Source organism: Phycisphaeraceae bacterium, from assembly GCA_019636795.1.
In the GTDB taxonomy this organism is placed as follows: Bacteria; Planctomycetota; Phycisphaerae; order Phycisphaerales; family UBA1924; genus JAHBWW01.
In genome coordinates, this window is record JAHBWW010000001.1 from 426,726 (window position 1) to 441,060 (window position 14,335).

At 61.7% G+C, this 14,335-nt stretch carries 13 protein-coding genes; 8 read left to right on the top strand and 5 right to left on the bottom strand.

Going from position 1 to position 14,335, the window contains the following annotated elements:
- Nucleotide 1 precedes the first annotated feature (1 nt).
- Nucleotides 2–1,270, bottom strand: coding sequence for a family 10 glycosylhydrolase (locus tag KF757_01825; protein MBX3321708.1), 1,269 nt, complete (start codon nucleotides 1,268–1,270; stop codon nucleotides 2–4).
- A gap of 158 nt (nucleotides 1,271–1,428) precedes the next feature.
- Here KF757_01825 and KF757_01830 point away from each other — a divergent pair, with 158 nt between their 5' ends.
- From KF757_01830 to KF757_01840, 3 genes are read left to right on the top strand one after another with little or no spacing between them, the layout of a single operon-like run.
- Nucleotides 1,429–1,764 (top strand): winged helix-turn-helix transcriptional regulator, encoded by a 336-nt coding sequence (locus KF757_01830; protein ID MBX3321709.1) that lies wholly within the window; start codon nucleotides 1,429–1,431, stop codon nucleotides 1,762–1,764.
- Complete coding sequence (locus KF757_01835) at nucleotides 1,757–2,311, top strand: SRPBCC domain-containing protein (GenBank protein MBX3321710.1); 555 nt, start codon at nucleotides 1,757–1,759, stop codon at nucleotides 2,309–2,311. The genes KF757_01830 and KF757_01835 overlap by 8 nt, the downstream gene beginning before the upstream one ends.
- Nucleotide 2,312: 1 nt before the next feature.
- On the top strand, nucleotides 2,313–2,705 hold the full coding sequence (locus tag KF757_01840) for a hypothetical protein (protein ID MBX3321711.1): 393 nt from the start codon (nucleotides 2,313–2,315) through the stop codon (nucleotides 2,703–2,705).
- A gap of 60 nt (nucleotides 2,706–2,765) precedes the next feature.
- Here the strand turns inward: KF757_01840 and KF757_01845 are convergent, their stop codons facing one another.
- Together KF757_01845 and KF757_01850 are read right to left on the bottom strand one after the other, a co-directional pair.
- Entirely contained in the window at nucleotides 2,766–3,488 is a 723-nt protein-coding gene (locus KF757_01845; GenBank protein ID MBX3321712.1) for a ThuA domain-containing protein, read from the bottom strand.
- 118 nt (nucleotides 3,489–3,606) lie between these two features.
- Nucleotides 3,607–4,944 carry a Glu/Leu/Phe/Val dehydrogenase gene (locus tag KF757_01850; protein ID MBX3321713.1) on the bottom strand — a complete coding sequence of 446 codons (1,338 nt, stop codon included), beginning with the start codon at nucleotides 4,942–4,944 and terminating at the stop codon, nucleotides 3,607–3,609.
- Between the two features lie 263 nt (nucleotides 4,945–5,207).
- On the opposite strand from KF757_01850, the gene KF757_01855 reads away from it, so the two are divergent.
- The 5 genes from KF757_01855 (at nucleotide 5,208) to KF757_01875 (ending at nucleotide 13,109) form a co-directional block, all read left to right on the top strand.
- The gene (locus KF757_01855) at nucleotides 5,208–5,567 is read left to right on the top strand and encodes a hypothetical protein (GenBank protein ID MBX3321714.1); all 360 of its coding nucleotides are present in this window, start codon (nucleotides 5,208–5,210) and stop codon (nucleotides 5,565–5,567) included.
- A 260-nt stretch (nucleotides 5,568–5,827) separates the two neighbouring features.
- Nucleotides 5,828–7,579, top strand: coding sequence for a 30S ribosomal protein S1 (locus KF757_01860; protein MBX3321715.1), 1,752 nt, complete (start codon nucleotides 5,828–5,830; stop codon nucleotides 7,577–7,579).
- 422 nt (nucleotides 7,580–8,001) lie between these two features.
- Nucleotides 8,002–9,852, top strand: coding sequence for a hypothetical protein (locus KF757_01865; protein ID MBX3321716.1), 1,851 nt, complete (start codon nucleotides 8,002–8,004; stop codon nucleotides 9,850–9,852).
- Between the two features lie 111 nt (nucleotides 9,853–9,963).
- Nucleotides 9,964–12,741, top strand: a complete 2,778-nt coding sequence (gene gyrA, locus KF757_01870) for a DNA gyrase subunit A (GenBank protein MBX3321717.1) — start codon at nucleotides 9,964–9,966, stop codon at nucleotides 12,739–12,741.
- A gap of 20 nt (nucleotides 12,742–12,761) precedes the next feature.
- Nucleotides 12,762–13,109: an STAS domain-containing protein gene (locus KF757_01875; protein MBX3321718.1), complete on the top strand. Its 348-nt coding sequence runs from the start codon at nucleotides 12,762–12,764 to the stop codon at nucleotides 13,107–13,109.
- Nucleotides 13,110–13,337: 228 nt separating this feature from the next.
- Here the strand turns inward: KF757_01875 and KF757_01880 are convergent, their stop codons facing one another.
- The gene (locus KF757_01880) at nucleotides 13,338–13,748 is read right to left on the bottom strand and encodes a hypothetical protein (protein ID MBX3321719.1); all 411 of its coding nucleotides are present in this window, start codon (nucleotides 13,746–13,748) and stop codon (nucleotides 13,338–13,340) included.
- On the bottom strand, nucleotides 13,745–14,302 hold the full coding sequence (locus KF757_01885) for a sigma-70 family RNA polymerase sigma factor (GenBank protein MBX3321720.1): 558 nt from the start codon (nucleotides 14,300–14,302) through the stop codon (nucleotides 13,745–13,747). Before KF757_01885 ends, KF757_01880 begins: the two co-directional genes overlap by 4 nt.
- Between the last annotated feature and the right edge of the window lie 33 nt (nucleotides 14,303–14,335).

Below are 14,335 nucleotides of genomic sequence, written 5' to 3' on the forward strand. Positions count from 1 at the left end.
TTCAAGGCCTTGCGGCGTCCTGCCGCATGAATTGGCCGAGCGCCTGGCGTCGGACCTGTCGCTTTGCGCGTGCTTCGGGGGTCATGTATTCGAGCGGGTTGGCGCTGTCGAAGAGTGAGGCGTAGGCGAAGATGGCGTAGCCCGCGGGGCTGGCGGCGATGCGGATCTGACGGATGGTCTGCTGCGGGTCATCGTGCATGTAGGCACCGAGGCCTGGGATGAGCGCTGCCGAACCGACCGCCTGGCGCCATGCGTTCATGTCTTCGCGGAACTGCTGGTCGTTGGTGGAGTAGATCATGGGCATGGCGATGTCGATGGTGCCTTCGCGGAGCCAGAGTGCGGCGTCTTGAAGATACTCGACCTGAGCGATCGTCGGGTCGCGCCAGACAGCGGCGGAGTAGATGAGGCCGGGCTTGCGTGAGAGGGCGTCGGTCTTGATGCGGCGGACGAGTTCGGTGATTTTGTTTCGTTTCCATGCGCGGAAGGCGCGGAGATCGTCGTCGGTTTTGAGTTCGCGGCGGCCGCTGTCTTTGGCGAAGAGGCCGAGGGAACGGGGGTCGGAGGGGTAGATGCTGGTTTTGTCGACGGATTCGGAGACGAAGCGGATGTAGTCGAGGTGGATGCCATCGATGGCGTAGCGATCGACGATGTCTGCGATGATGCGGACGATGTGGTTTTGAACTTCGGGCAGGACGGGGTTGACGATGACGTAGTGCTCGTTGAGGGCCTGTTGTTTGCCGTTGCGGTCGGTGAGGCGCCACTCGGGTTGGGTGTGGTAGAGGTGGCGTGAGGACTTTGGGGGTGTGGTGCCTCGCCAGAGGGGCATGACATTGACCCATGCGTGGATGCGCATGCCTCGGCTTTTGGATTGGATGATGGCCAGGGCGAGGGGGTCGAACCCGGGTTCGGTGGAGCCGGGGGGGAGATCGGCGAGGAGTTCTTCGCCCCAAGGCTCGAAGGGGCTGGCGTAGAAGGCGTCGCCCTGGCCTCGGACTTGCCAGAAGATGTCGGTGACGCCGAGGGAAGCGGCGCGTTCGATGGCTTCGGTGACGTCGCGCGGGGTGCGGAAGTCCCAGCGGGTGATCCAGAGGCCTTTCATGGGACCTGCGGGGGCGCGAGGCGTGGCGCGTGGCGCGGGTTCGGACGGCGGGCGCGGCGTGGTGGCAACCGGGTCGCTGTGGCGATAGGGGACGAATGGCTCGTTGCTTGCTTCGCAAGCCATCAGGAGCAGGGCGGCAAGGACGACCATCATGAGAGAAGTCTGTTTCATCACTCCCATAGATCGGCATGGTAGAGCGCGGGAGAAGAGGGGAACAAAAAACTCGGGCGCGGCGGCATGTGAGGAGGAATTTTGGGAAGCGGAAGAATGGGGGTTGACAGCAGCGGCGGGATATGGTAACCTTTTAGTTACCTATGGATGCTGAGCAGATGGATCAGGTTTTTTCAGCCCTGTCGCACCGGGCGCGGCGGCGGATGCTCGATTTGTTGATGGAGGGGCCGGGGATGACAGTGCGGGCGCTGGCGTCGCATTTTGAAATCTCGCGGATCATGGTGCTCAAACACCTGGCGATGCTCGAAGGTGCGGGGCTTGTGGTCTCGCAGAAGGCGGGTCGGGAGCGCAGGCTCTATTTCAACCCGGTGCCGATTCAGGTGATCTATGACCGCTGGACGACGGCGTACACAGCGTTCTGGGCGTCGCGGATGGTGGACATGAAAAGCCGCGTTGAAGAGCGCGCGCAGAAGAAGGGGATTCGTCGTGCCTGAGGTGCAGAACGTGTTTCGGGTTGTGATTCGCGCATCGGTCGAAGACGTGTGGCATGAAATCACGCGGACCGACGCGCCGATCCTGGCGTTCTTCAACTCGCGGATGGATGCTGGCGGGCTCGTGCCGGGGGCGACGATTGCGATGCGCACGCCCAATGGCAAGTACACCGGCGTCGTGGGCGAGATTCTGGAGTTTGATCCGCCTCGGCGATTTGTGCACACGTTTCGGTTCACAGCGTATGACGATCCGCCTTGCACAGTGGCGTATGACCTCAAGGAAACAGCCGAGGGCGTGGAGTTCACGTTGACGATTCTGGATTTGCCTGTGGGCACGAAGACCGCCAAGCAGATGGTGCAGGGCGGGTCGATGATCGTCAAGACGCTCAAGGCGGTGATGGAAACGGGCAAGCCACCGATGGGGATCCGGATGCTCTATGTGCTGTTCGCGGTGATGGGGCCGATGACGCCAAAGAAGTGTCTGAGTGAACGGTGGCCGGTGCGCGGGGCTCGCAACGGTGCGGCGCACGAGCAGATAGGAGGACATTAATATGGTGCGCGCAATACTTGGGGTTTCTCTCGGGTTTGTCGTATGGAGCATCATCTGGGTCGGCGGGTACGCGGGGCTCTCAGCAGCGATGCCCGAGCGATTTCCGCCTGAAGGTCCGCTTCGCGATGTCGCAGGGTTGCTGACGATTCTGGGTGTGAGCGTGGTGTGCTCGCTGTCGGCGGGTGCGGCTGCAGGGAGCATCGCCCGATCGAGCAAGGCAATCTTGGTGCTTGCTGCGCTGTTGCTCCTCGTTGGGATCGCTGTGCAGGCCAGCGTGTGGTCGCTCATGCCGGTGTGGTATCACGCGGCGTTTCTGGGGTTGATTGCGCCGACGACGATCGTTGGCGGGAGGATGACGAGCGAGCGAAGAGGTGGAGCGACGGGCGCGAAGTGAGTGCGGTTGTGGCGCGGGTTGGGACTAAGAACTTGCGCCCGCGCTTGCGCTTGGGCCTCTTTAGGATTCGGGCATTTGTTTGACGTTTGGGCACTGGTCGATCCAGCGTTCGGCGCGTGGTCTGGCCCAGCGGACGGCGTTTGCGATGACGCGCTGAACCTGCGGGTGGTGGTAGGTCGGATAGGTTTCGTGTCCGGGGCGGAAGTAGAAGATGCGTCCTGCGCCTCGTTCGTAGCAGACGCCGGAGCGGAAGACTTCGCCGCCTTTGAACCAGCTGATGAAGACGGTCTGCTCGGGCTCGGGAATACCGAAAGGTTCGCCGTACATTTCTTCATGCTCGATGACGAAGGAGCCGTCGATGCCTGCTGCGATAGGATGGCTTGGGTTGACGACCCAGATGCGTTCGCGCTCGCCGGCTTCGCGCCATGAGAGCGAGCAGGTTGTGCCCATGAGGCGTTTGAAGACCTTGGAGTGGTGCCCCGAGTGCAACACGACGAGGCCCATGCCTTCGAGGACGCGTTTCTGCACACGATCGACGATCGCATCGGACACGCGATCGTGGGCCATGTGCCCCCACCAGATGAGGACGTCGGTGTCGTCGAGACGTGACTGGGGCAGGCCATGGTCGGGCTGATCGAGTGTTGCGGTCGAGGCGGCGATATCGGGCTCGCGGCTCAGCGCAGCAGCGATGCAGGCGTGCATGCCTTCGGGGTAGATGGCAGCGATGTCGGCGTGCTCGCGCTCGTGGATGAACTCATTCCAGACGATGGTGCGGATGCTCATGCACAAAGGGTAGGGGTAGAGCCGTGCAGATTGGTGAACTGAATTATAAAAGCCCAGGCATGGAATGCCTGGGCTTGGGTGACATGCAGACTTTTACGTATGTGCCGAGCGGATTTCTTTACGGGAAGATTCCGCGGACGCGGTAGACACTGCCGATGTGATCGAGGGCTGCGGCGAAGGAAGCGGTCCGCAGGTCGCACTTGTATTGTTCGCGGTATGCGAGTGTGCGACGTGCAGCGAGCACCATGTGCCGGTTGAGTTCGCGATCGACCTGCTCGGCGCTCCAGACGACGGATGACTTGTTCTGGAGCCATTCGAAGTATGAGACCGTGACGCCGCCGGCGTTGGCGAGAATTGCGGGGATGATCTCGACGCCCTTGCTGACCAGAACGCGGTCGCCTCCGGGTGTGGAGGGGGCGTTTGCGCCCTCAGCCATGACTTTGCAATCGAGCCATTCGGCCTTTTCGGGGGTGATCATCTGTTCGAGGGCACCAGGAACAAAGACATCGACGGGCGTGCGGTAGAACTGTTCTTCGGTGACTGCGGTGGCGCTGGTGAAGCCTTTGACGCCGCCGTGCTTTTCGCAATGGGTTGCGAGTTCGAAACAGTCGATTCCCTTGTCTTCGCGGATGAACCCGGTGTGGTCGCCGACCGCGACGATGATGGCGCCCATGTCCTGAAGGATGCGTCCGCCCCAGCTGTTGACGTTGCCGAAGCCGAGGAGACTGACCTTCATGCCCTGGACCGGAATACCGATGCCGGGGAGCATTTCGGCCAGAACGTCGGCGACGCCCTGTCCGGTGGCTTTTTCGCGTCCGACCGATCCGCCGAACTCGACGGGCTTGCCGGTGACGACGCGGATGGCGTCGGAAGCGTCCTTGCCTTCCTTGCTCATCATGTAGGTGTCGGCGAACCATGCCATGATCTGGGCGTTGGTGCCGACGTCGGGAGCGGGGATGTCGTAGTCGGGTCCGATTTCGTTTGCGATGGCCGAGGCGTAGCGACGGGTCACGCGTTCGATCTCACCGGCGCTGAGTTCGCGCGGGTTGCATTTGACGCCGCCCTTGCCGCCGCCGTAAGGGATGCGAACGAGCGCGGACTTCATGGTCATGAGGAGGGCCAGACTCTTGACGTCGTCGAGGTGCACGTCGGGGTGGAAGCGGAATCCGCCTTTGTATGGCCCGAGGGCGTTGTTGTGTTGGATGCGATAGCCCTTGAAGAGTTTGTGGTGCCCGTCATCCATGCGGACGGGGAAGTGGACCATGATCTCGTTCTTGGGCTGAGCAAGGATGATCTTGACGCGGTGCTTGAGGTCGATCAGGTCGGCAGCCTTGAGCATGACCTCGACGGTCTGCAAATACAGATTGTCCGGGTCGGTGGGGAACCCGAGTTCATCGAAGATTGGGTTGCGGGTGCTGGGGGCGACGTTTGCATTCGCGCTGGTGACCGTTGTCATGTTCGCTGCTTTCTGAGAACTGTTGAAGAGGTGGATGAAACCGATGGAACTACGCTCGACCCGTCGAACCGTTCACCCACGACACGGAACAACACGCAGGGCCGAGACGAAACGGAAATGCGACCCCACCCTCCTGGGGGGCACCCCTTGTCAGAACGAAGGGATCCCCTATTCTTCGCCACCAAGTGGACAAGACTCCAGTTGGACGGGCAGATTTGTAGAGGAATCGGGGTCAGGACCGAGAACTCGGGAAGGGGTTTGCGGTGATCGGATATGTGGCGAGCGATCTGGTTTGGGCATCACGGATCAAGGCCGAGGCCGATGCCAAGGGGCTTTCCAGTCGCCGGGTGACTTCGGTGGATCGCCTGCGGGAAGTGCTTTTGACCGATGCGGAGGCCCTGATTCTGATCGATCTGGAGTCCGAAGACGCCGATGTGATCATTGATGCGTTGCGTGGAGCGGGGGCGATCGAGGGGGCTGCGAGTGCCCGAACGGTGGCGTGGGGGCCTCATGTGATAACCGAGCGTTTGCAGGAAGCCAAGGATCGCGGCATCGACCTGGTTCTGCCACGAGGGGCCTTCGCCACGCGGCTACCCACCTTGTTGGGGGAGTCTGCGGGCTGAAGGCGTGCGGGGGGGTTGAGGCCAGCGAATGCGGCGTGGGCTGGCTTTGCATTTGCTTGGGAGGTGTTCTATCCTCTCATCCTGTCTTTGGGAGGCCGTTCCGTGCGTTGCGTGTGCAGCGGCGGACCAGAAGTTGTGTTTGTTAGCGCCCTTTAGGGCTCACGGTGCATCAATCGGATGCGCGGTGAAGGCGATGTTCTCGACGACCCGCATCGGCCTGGGGTCTGATCGTGAATGTGAGCCGTCAGGAATACAGGTACATGATCGACGAAACCCTTATTGCTTCTCTTGGACTGTTGGATGACGAAGCGCAGGCGATGCTCAATGCAGCGTTTGGCGGCTCGGGCGCGGACATGGAGGCTCTGCTCGGCAAGCAGGTCAGTGACTTGCAGGCGGGCAAGCTCATCAAGGGGCGTGTCATCGGGTTCAGCGGCGACGATGTCGTTGTGGAGGTCGGGCTCAAGAGCGAAGGTCTGATCCCGCGTGAAGAGTTCTCAAACCTGACCGACCTGCGCATTGGCGACAATGTTGATGTGCTGCTCGAATCGGTCGAGGGTGACGGCGGGTTGATCCAACTCTCGAAGCGCAAGGCGGACCGCCAGATCGCGTGGCAGCGCATTGTCGAATCGACCAAGGAAGGCGATGATGTCGAAGGCACGGTCATGCGGAAGATCAAGGGCGGGCTGCTGGTCGATATCGGGGTGCCGGTGTTTCTGCCGGCATCGCAGGTTGACGTGCGCAGGCCTCACGAGATCGGGGATTTCATCGGGCGCAAGGTGCGGGCGCGGATTCTGAAGATTGACACTGAACGCCGCAACATCGTCATCAGCCGGCGCAAACTCATCGAGGAAGAGCGTGACGGGGCCAAGCGTCGTCTGCTCGGGACGCTGAGCGAAGGGCAGATGGTCACGGGAACGGTCAAGAACATTGCCGATTTCGGTGCGTTCATTGATCTGGGCGGAATCGACGGCCTGCTGCACATCACGGACATGTCGTGGGGCCGCATCAACCACCCGAGCGATCTGCTGCGGGTCGATCAGAAGATCGAAGTCAAGGTGCTCAATGTGGATCGCGACAAGGAGAAGATCGCGCTGGGGCTCAAGCAGAAGGAAGACAGCCCGTGGGAGCAGATCGAGGCGAGGTATCCGGTCGGGTCGCGCATCAACGGCGAGATCGTCAACATCATGTCGTACGGCGCGTTCGTGCGGCTTGAGGACGGGATCGAAGGCCTGGTGCACATCTCTGAAATGAGCTGGACGCGGCGGATCAATCACCCGTCGGAAGTGGTCAACCCCGGCGACACGGTCGAAGTCGTGATACTTGATATCGACAAGCACAAGCAGGAAATCAGCCTCGGGATGAAGCAGGTGGATGTCAACCCGTGGGAACTCGTCAGCGAGCGCTATCCCCCGGGGACGATCATCGAGGGTGCGGTGCGCAACCTTGCCAACTACGGCGCGTTCATCGAGATCGAGCCGGGCATCGATGGCCTGCTGCACATTTCTGACATGTCGTGGACCAAGAAGGTCACGCACCCGAACGAACTCTACAAGAAGGGCGACATGGTGCGGTGTGTGGTGCTGGAAGTCGAGCAGGACAAGCAGCGCGTGAGCCTTGGCGTCAAGCAGTTGACGGAGGATCCGTGGATCCACGCGATCCCGGACGCCTACAAGCCCGGCATGGTTGTGCGCGGGCATGTGACGAAGATCACGAACTTCGGCGTGTTTGTTGAGCTCGAAGACGATCTGGAAGGTCTGCTCCACATTTCGGAGTTGGCCGACCACAAGGTCGAAAACCCGCAGGATGTGGTCAAGAGCGGCGAAGAGATCGACGTCAAGATTCTCCGGGTGGATATCTCCGATCGCAAGATCGGGCTGAGCCTCAAGCGGGCCCAGTGGGGCGACACGGGCGGCACGGAAGGCGACGCGGACTTCGGTGGCCGGCCGGACCTGCCCTCGCGCGGCGGGATGGACGATCACGACGCGATGGGTACGGACAAGATCAAGTTCTGAACCGCGGGTAGTGGTTCGAGAATGTGCGGTACATAATTGCAGCGCCCCGAGAAGTTCTCGGGGCGCTTTTGTGCGCGCATTGGTGCAAGGCGCGACAAAGGAGTGTGTATGGATAAAATGACTTGGGCTCGGCTGGCGGGATATCGTGGACGAGCACGACAACCCCCCAAGCTGAGCGATGAACCGGAACCCACCCGGCGACGAACCTGATTGATGCGAATCGACTGACCCGAGAACTCGTTGGTCAGCACATCGCGATAAAGGTCAGCAGCGAGAGCACTGCAACCCGACGACCGACGAACGACAGACTGAAGAGAGATTTCATGGCACACTCCGGATCTTGGTTTTTCAGAGTCATTCAACTGGTGTGCCAAGGGAAGTTCCGAAAGGTGCATCGCGGCTTTCGGGGCCAAGAATGCGGTTTGCGGCCGATTTTCGGACTCAAGGTGGCCCGGTGCCTGTTGCCGGTGTGCAACAGGCTTTGCATTCTGGCAACGTGGTTTGTGGCGTGGAGTTGCGTGGCTGGGGTTGCGGTTGGGCAGGTGCCGCGGGTTCCTTCGCCTCAGGACGCGATTGCCTGCAGCGAGACGGTGGTGCGATGGGTCCGAGAATGGCAAGTGACCGACGATGCGCCTGAATGCGATGGCGTTGCGATCATTCTTCGCCTGCATGGGCAGGTGATTGCTCAGGCCACCGCGACGCATGATCGGACGAGGAACCTGTCGCTGGCAACTCGCACGGCGCTTTTGCGGGCGGGGCGCAGGCTTCCGACGGACCGCGATGCGGTGTGGGAGGAGCAGGTCGCGAGCATTGCGGTGAGTGTGGAGTTGGCCGGGCCACTGGTACCGATCGCTGTGCGCACGGAGTCGGACCTTGCGGCTGCGTTTTCGCCGGGGATCGACGGGGTGGGTGTGAGGCTCGGAGAGCAAGTGAGGATGCGGTTTCCGAGCCAGATGCTCCCGAGCGGCGAGGATGGGCTGCGGGCGGCGCGTGCGCTGGTGTCAGAGATTTCGGGAGATCCGGTGCGCGGTTTAGCGACGATCGAGGAACTGCTCGAAGCGGGGTATGTGTTCTATCGATTTCGCACAACGCACATGGCCCAGGTTGACCCTTTGCTCGGGCCTGTGTTTTTGCATCGCGGCGGGAGGATTATCGCGCAGCCTGAGATCAATACGGCGAGCCTGATGCGTCTGGCCGATGGCATGGCGAGTCATCTGCTTCGGCGGCAGTGGCCGGGGACCGAGCCATATGGCATGATGGGGACGCTGAACCCGGTCCACGGAACAGCGGATTCGTCGTATGCCGATCCGATGTCGCAGGCCCTTGTGGTTTCGGCGTTGTGGTCGTATGCGACGCTGGAGCGCGTGCAGGCCGACCGGGCAAAGGCGGCGGGTGATGCAGCGCGATCGCTCCTGCGCAGTCTGGCGCATGTAGCGGAGAGCGAGCGCGGGCCTTGGGAGTCGGCTGGGGATGCGGCGGCCTGTGTGATTGCGCTGAGCGATGTGATGGCGGAGAGTCAGGATCTCGATGTCGAACTGCATCAACTGCGAAACAAGTGCGCAGCGCGGCTTGCATTGGCGTTCGACGTGTCGGGCGGGCAGTTTGCGTCCGATGTGCCGCGATCGGCGTACGGCATGGTTGCGCTTGCCTATGTGCGACTCTCAAAGGACCAGAGCGGGGCGATCTCGCGTGCGTCGGCGTCGGCCTGCGTGCGTGCGGCGTATCGCAATACATCGGCCGATCAACTGCTGCTTCAGATGCCATATCTTGCCTGGGCCGAACTTGAACTGACTGAGGCTGGGGAGGCGCCTGCTTCGGCAGCCGCGCTGATCGAACTGCGTCGGCAGACGTGGAAGAACCAGTTGACGTTTGAAACGCTTGAGCCGACGGATTGGGATTTTGTCGGGAGTCTTGTGGTGCTTGGCGGGCAGGCGGCGCTTCCGAGCTGGCACAGTATTCGGCCGTTGGCGTGGCTGGCGACGATGCTCGGGCATGCGCAGTTGACGAGTGGGACGTTGATTGAAGGCGAGGCGGCTGCGGAACTTCAGCGGACTTTGGGGCTGGCCAGGTTTGCCGCCCAGTTGGCTGCGGGGCCTGAAGCAGGGCACATGTATGCCCGTCCCGACCGGGCCATGCATGGCGTGCGTGCGGCGTTGTGGGACCAGCGCATGCCCCCCGAGGCGACGGCTGTTGCACTCGATGGAATCTGCCGACTGGTGCGGGCGGCCGACGCCTTGGCAGCAAGAAATGATGCGGGAAAACAGGGTCCGTGAAGGGGCAAGCCGAGTCGAAAAAGTGATGCTGCACGCCTATTATTTTGAACCCGGTCGAAGGGTGTTGTGAGCGACAAAACTCGACCGATTCCGGGCGCGGAGCCAGGGCATATGGCTGAACACGACGTGACTGATCCCCAGGCTGCGGACACTCCGCCGCCGGGCGACATCGATGGCAACGGAACGAGCGCCGGCAGCAGCGGCGCGGGTGGTGGCGGGCACATCGTCGACCACGACATCGAACGCGAGCTTCAGGACTCATACCTGACGTACGCGATGAGCACGATCATGGACCGGGCGCTGCCCGATGTTCGTGACGGGCTCAAGCCGAGCCAGCGTCGCATTCTGGTCGCGATGAACGACCTGAACCTGCGCCCCGGCAAGAAGCAGATCAAGTGCGCCAAGATCACCGGCGATACGTCAGGCAACTATCACCCGCACGGCGACATGGTTATTTATCCGACGCTCGTCGGGATGGCGCAAAGGTGGAAGATGCGCGTGCCGCTCATCGATCCGCAGGGAAACTTCGGCTCGATCGACGGCGACCCGCCGGCTGCGCAGCGGTATACCGAAGCGCGCATGCACCACGCAGCGGTCGATCTGCTGGCCGATCTGAAGCTCGACACCGTCGATTTCCAGCCCAACTACGACGATCGCCTCACCGAGCCAACGGTCCTGCCCGGCAAGTTTCCGAATCTGCTGATCAACGGCGGAATGGGTATCGCGGTGGGCATGGCGACGAGTCTGCCGCCTCATAACCCGAGCGAGATCTTCGACGCGATTGTGCGTGTTGTCGATAACCCGCAGATCTCGCTGCTCGAACTGATGACCGACGAGGTCGGCAGCGACGGGGTCATCGTGCGTCAGGGCGTCAAGGGGCCCGACTTTCCGACGGGGGGCACCATGCTCGGCCGGCGCGGTATCCTTGAGGCGTACGACAGTGGTCGCGGTCGTGTGACGGTGCGCGGCACATGCCATATCGAAGAAATGGCACATGGCCGCGAACAGATCGTTATCGACGAGATCCCGTTCGGCGTGGTGCAGGACAATCTTGTCGAGGAGATTGTCAACGCGGTCAAGGAAGAACGCCTCAAGGACATCTCGGACGTGCGCAATGAATCGGGGCGCAACGCCCAGACGCGCATCGTGCTCGAACTCAAGCGCGGGGCCGACGCGCGCGTCGTCGAGAACCAGATCTTTCAGCACACGCAGTTGCAGCAGACGTTCAGCATCATCAACGTTGCGCTTGTGAATCGCCAGCCTCGCACGATGGGGCTCAAGCAGCTCATCGAGTGCTATATCGAGCATCGCACGGAAGTGATCCGTCGGCGGACGGCGCATCTGCTGCGCGAAGCCAAGAAGAAGGCTCACATTCTCGAAGGAATGATCTACGCGGTCATCGACATCGACGAGATCATCGCCCTGATCAAATCCAGCCAGACGCGCGAAGAAGCCATCACCAAGTTGATGGCGCGACGCTATCGCATCCCGCCCGGGCACCCGGCAGCAGCGATGCTGCCCGCGAGGTTGATCGAGGCGGTGCGAAAGGCGGAGGAATTCGGCGGTGTGAAGCTCAGCCGCGTACAGGCCGAGACGATCGGCAGCATGCGCCTGATCCAGCTCGTAGGGCTGGAGATCGAGCGACTGGTTCGTGAGTACAACGAACTGACCGTGGAGATCGAGGATTACGAGCGCATCCTGGCCGATCCGCAGCGAGTCCGCGAGATCATCAAGGCCGACTGCGCCGAGATGAAGGCCCGCTACGGCTCACCGCGTCTGACCGCGATCGAAGAGGCGGAGGGAGACATCTCGATTGAATCGCTGATTCAGGTCGAGGATGTTGTTGTGACGATCAGCCACCTGGGCTATGCCAAGCGGCTGCCCGCTTCGACGTATCAGGCCCAGGGGCGTGGTGGCAAGGGCATTCGCGCTTCGGACAGCCGCGACGGGGACTTTGTCGAACATCTGTTCGTCGCGAGCACGCATGACGATTTGTTGTGTTTCACGGATACGGGTCGGGTGTTCAAACTCAAGGTGTATGAACTGCCCGAGCTGAGCCGCACGAGCAAGGGCCGCCCGATCATCAACTACATTGAGTTGCGCGAGGGCGAGCGCGCGTGCACCTATCTGGCGATCAAGAATTTTGAAGCGAGCAGTCACTATCTGACATTCGTTTCGCGTGGCGGGATCGTCAAGAGGACTCCGCTCAAGGCGTACAGCAACGTCAACCGATCGGGGCTGATTGCGGTGGGGCTCAAGGAGGGCGACGCGCTGCTCAATGTCATGTTGACAACGGGTTCGGACGACCTGATTCTCGTGACGGCGGAAGGCATGGCCATTCGTTTTAGCGAGGACGATGTGCGCGACATGGGGCGGTCGGCTGCGGGGGTCAAGGGGATCGACCTCGAGGACGGCAATCAGGTCATTGGGGCGGTGCGTGTGCCGATGGAGCCAGACAAGGATGGAGATCTGATGACTGCGGCCGAGTCGATGGCGCGGAATCGGTGCCTTTTGACCATCACGCAAAATGGATATGGCAAGCGCACACCGGTTGATGAATATCGCGTCGCGCCCGAGGTTGGCAAGATGCGCAGCCAAAGTCGTGGCGGAAAGGGCCGAAGCGACATTCGCATCAGCGACCGCAATGGCCCGGCCATCGTGGCGCTGAGCGTCGAACAGGGCGACGACATTGTCGTCATCACCCGCGGAGGGCAGCTTGTCCGTACAGCCGCCGACACCATCCGCGAAACAGGTCGTGGAGCGCAAGGCGTCAAGGTTGTGTCGCTCAACGAGGGCGATTCGGTCGTTTCGGCTGCCCGCGTGATGGACAGTGTCGACGCTGCAGTCAGCAGTGAATCGAGCGAGGCAACTCCCGACGCGGACGATTGACCTGATACACTGGATGCACCATGGCAACCGACTGGTCCGACAACATCGTGCTGGCAAACCTGACCGACGAGCCTGCGCTTTCGGAGGAGCTGTCGAACCTGGGCGACCGGATTGCGGGGCGTGAAGCCGGGCAGGTGCCGCATGTGGTTCTCGACTTCGGGCAGGTCAGTTACATCAACAGTTCGAACATCGCTCAGATGCTCCGCTTGCGCAAGATCCTCGACGAGGCCAGCAAGCAGATGCGGATCTGTGGCGTGAGCGATGAAGTCTGGTCGGTGCTGATGGTGACGGGGCTGGACCGCGTCTTCAAGTTCGAACCCGACACGCTCACAGCGCTGGCCGGCCTGCAGATCGCCGACGGGCAGTAAGCCCCGCTCGCCGTCACTCCCAAAACTATGGTCGCAAGGACGCCGGATCTTCGGGCGCTCCCATGCCATCAATCTTCCTTGCACGCAGTCGCCCGAAGGTCCGGGTCGAACACGTGTTCATAGATACTCCCTGAAACGAAAAAATCCGCCCGAGAGGACCTCATCCCCTCGGGCGGACCGCGATCCCGACGAGAAGGGTCGAATCACCCCGCCGGGCTGTCACACTCCTCAATCCGCCCGACGCATCGGCATCAGCACCGGCGACGCCCCCTGCCCTTGCTCAGCCTTCGTCCCAGGATCGACCACCGCCTCCAGATGGAACGTGCGTCCACCTTCATCAACGAAAACCCCGGTGAGTCTGCCTCCGCCCTCATCGACAATGTCAAACTCCATCGTCCGCCCATCATCGAGCTGCACAATCGCACGCTGCGACATCATCCGGTGCGTCACACCCGCTGCCAGCGCACCACCTCCCAGCGTGAGTGCAACGATCAACCCGATCGCCAGTCCCTTGTGCTTCTTCTGTTCGTTCATGTTCGACTGCTCCTTGAGAAACTGCTCGACCCTCAGGTTGCGGTCCGGCCCGGTCCAGCGCACCGCGCGCAGCCGGGCAAGTTGTGCGTCGACATCGTGTTTCATGAGTCGACCTCCTTGATCTCCAAAGCCTTTCGCATCGCCCGCCGCGCCCGGTGCAACCGCGACTTGACCGTCCCCACCGAAACCCCAAGCACCAGCGCCACGCTCTCCACGCTCAAGCCCTCAACATGGTGCAGGCACAGCACCGCCTGATGCTCGCTCCGCAGCGTCAAAAGCACCTCGACGACCTCACGCCCCGCGCCAGTCCCAGCCTCAACAACCACCTCGGGCACACACGCCACCACATGCTCACGCCGCTTCCGTCGCGCCCAGCGGTTCACACGATTCGTCGCGATCCGCAGCAGCCAGTGCCGAAACGCAATCCCCTCATTCCGATACCGCAGCATCCCCCGCCACGCATCAATAAACGTCTCCGCCGCAAGATCCTCAGCCAGATGCACATCACCAACACGCCGCACGATGTACTGTGCAATCGCAACGTAATGCTCTCGATACAGTTCCCCGAACGCCGCCGGATCGCGCCGCGCCCGCTCAATCAGGTCCGATGGCTTCTCTGCCAACCGCTCTTCACCGATTGCAAATGCCTGATCCAACATGGCCCCGATCGTTCCCACACTCATTCAAATGCG

What these genes read in the sequence shown, in the direction of transcription:
- KF757_01880 (MBX3321719.1), bottom strand. Translation starts at nt 13,748, where the DNA reads ATGAAACACGATGTCGACGCACAACTTGCCCGGCTGCGCGCGGTGCGC.
- KF757_01845 (MBX3321712.1), bottom strand. Translation starts at nt 3,488, where the DNA reads ATGAGCATCCGCACCATCGTCTGGAATGAGTTCATCCACGAGCGCGAG.
- KF757_01860 (MBX3321715.1), top strand. Translation starts at nt 5,828, where the DNA reads ATGATCGACGAAACCCTTATTGCTTCTCTTGGACTGTTGGATGACGAA.
- KF757_01840 (MBX3321711.1), top strand. Translation starts at nt 2,313, where the DNA reads ATGGTGCGCGCAATACTTGGGGTTTCTCTCGGGTTTGTCGTATGGAGC.
- KF757_01875 (MBX3321718.1), top strand. Translation starts at nt 12,762, where the DNA reads ATGGCAACCGACTGGTCCGACAACATCGTGCTGGCAAACCTGACCGAC.
- KF757_01830 (MBX3321709.1), top strand. Translation starts at nt 1,429, where the DNA reads ATGGATCAGGTTTTTTCAGCCCTGTCGCACCGGGCGCGGCGGCGGATG.
- KF757_01885 (MBX3321720.1), bottom strand. Translation starts at nt 14,302, where the DNA reads ATGTTGGATCAGGCATTTGCAATCGGTGAAGAGCGGTTGGCAGAGAAG.
- KF757_01850 (MBX3321713.1), bottom strand. Translation starts at nt 4,944, where the DNA reads ATGACAACGGTCACCAGCGCGAATGCAAACGTCGCCCCCAGCACCCGC.
- KF757_01825 (MBX3321708.1), bottom strand. Translation starts at nt 1,270, where the DNA reads ATGAAACAGACTTCTCTCATGATGGTCGTCCTTGCCGCCCTGCTCCTG.
- gyrA (MBX3321717.1), top strand. Translation starts at nt 9,964, where the DNA reads ATGGCTGAACACGACGTGACTGATCCCCAGGCTGCGGACACTCCGCCG.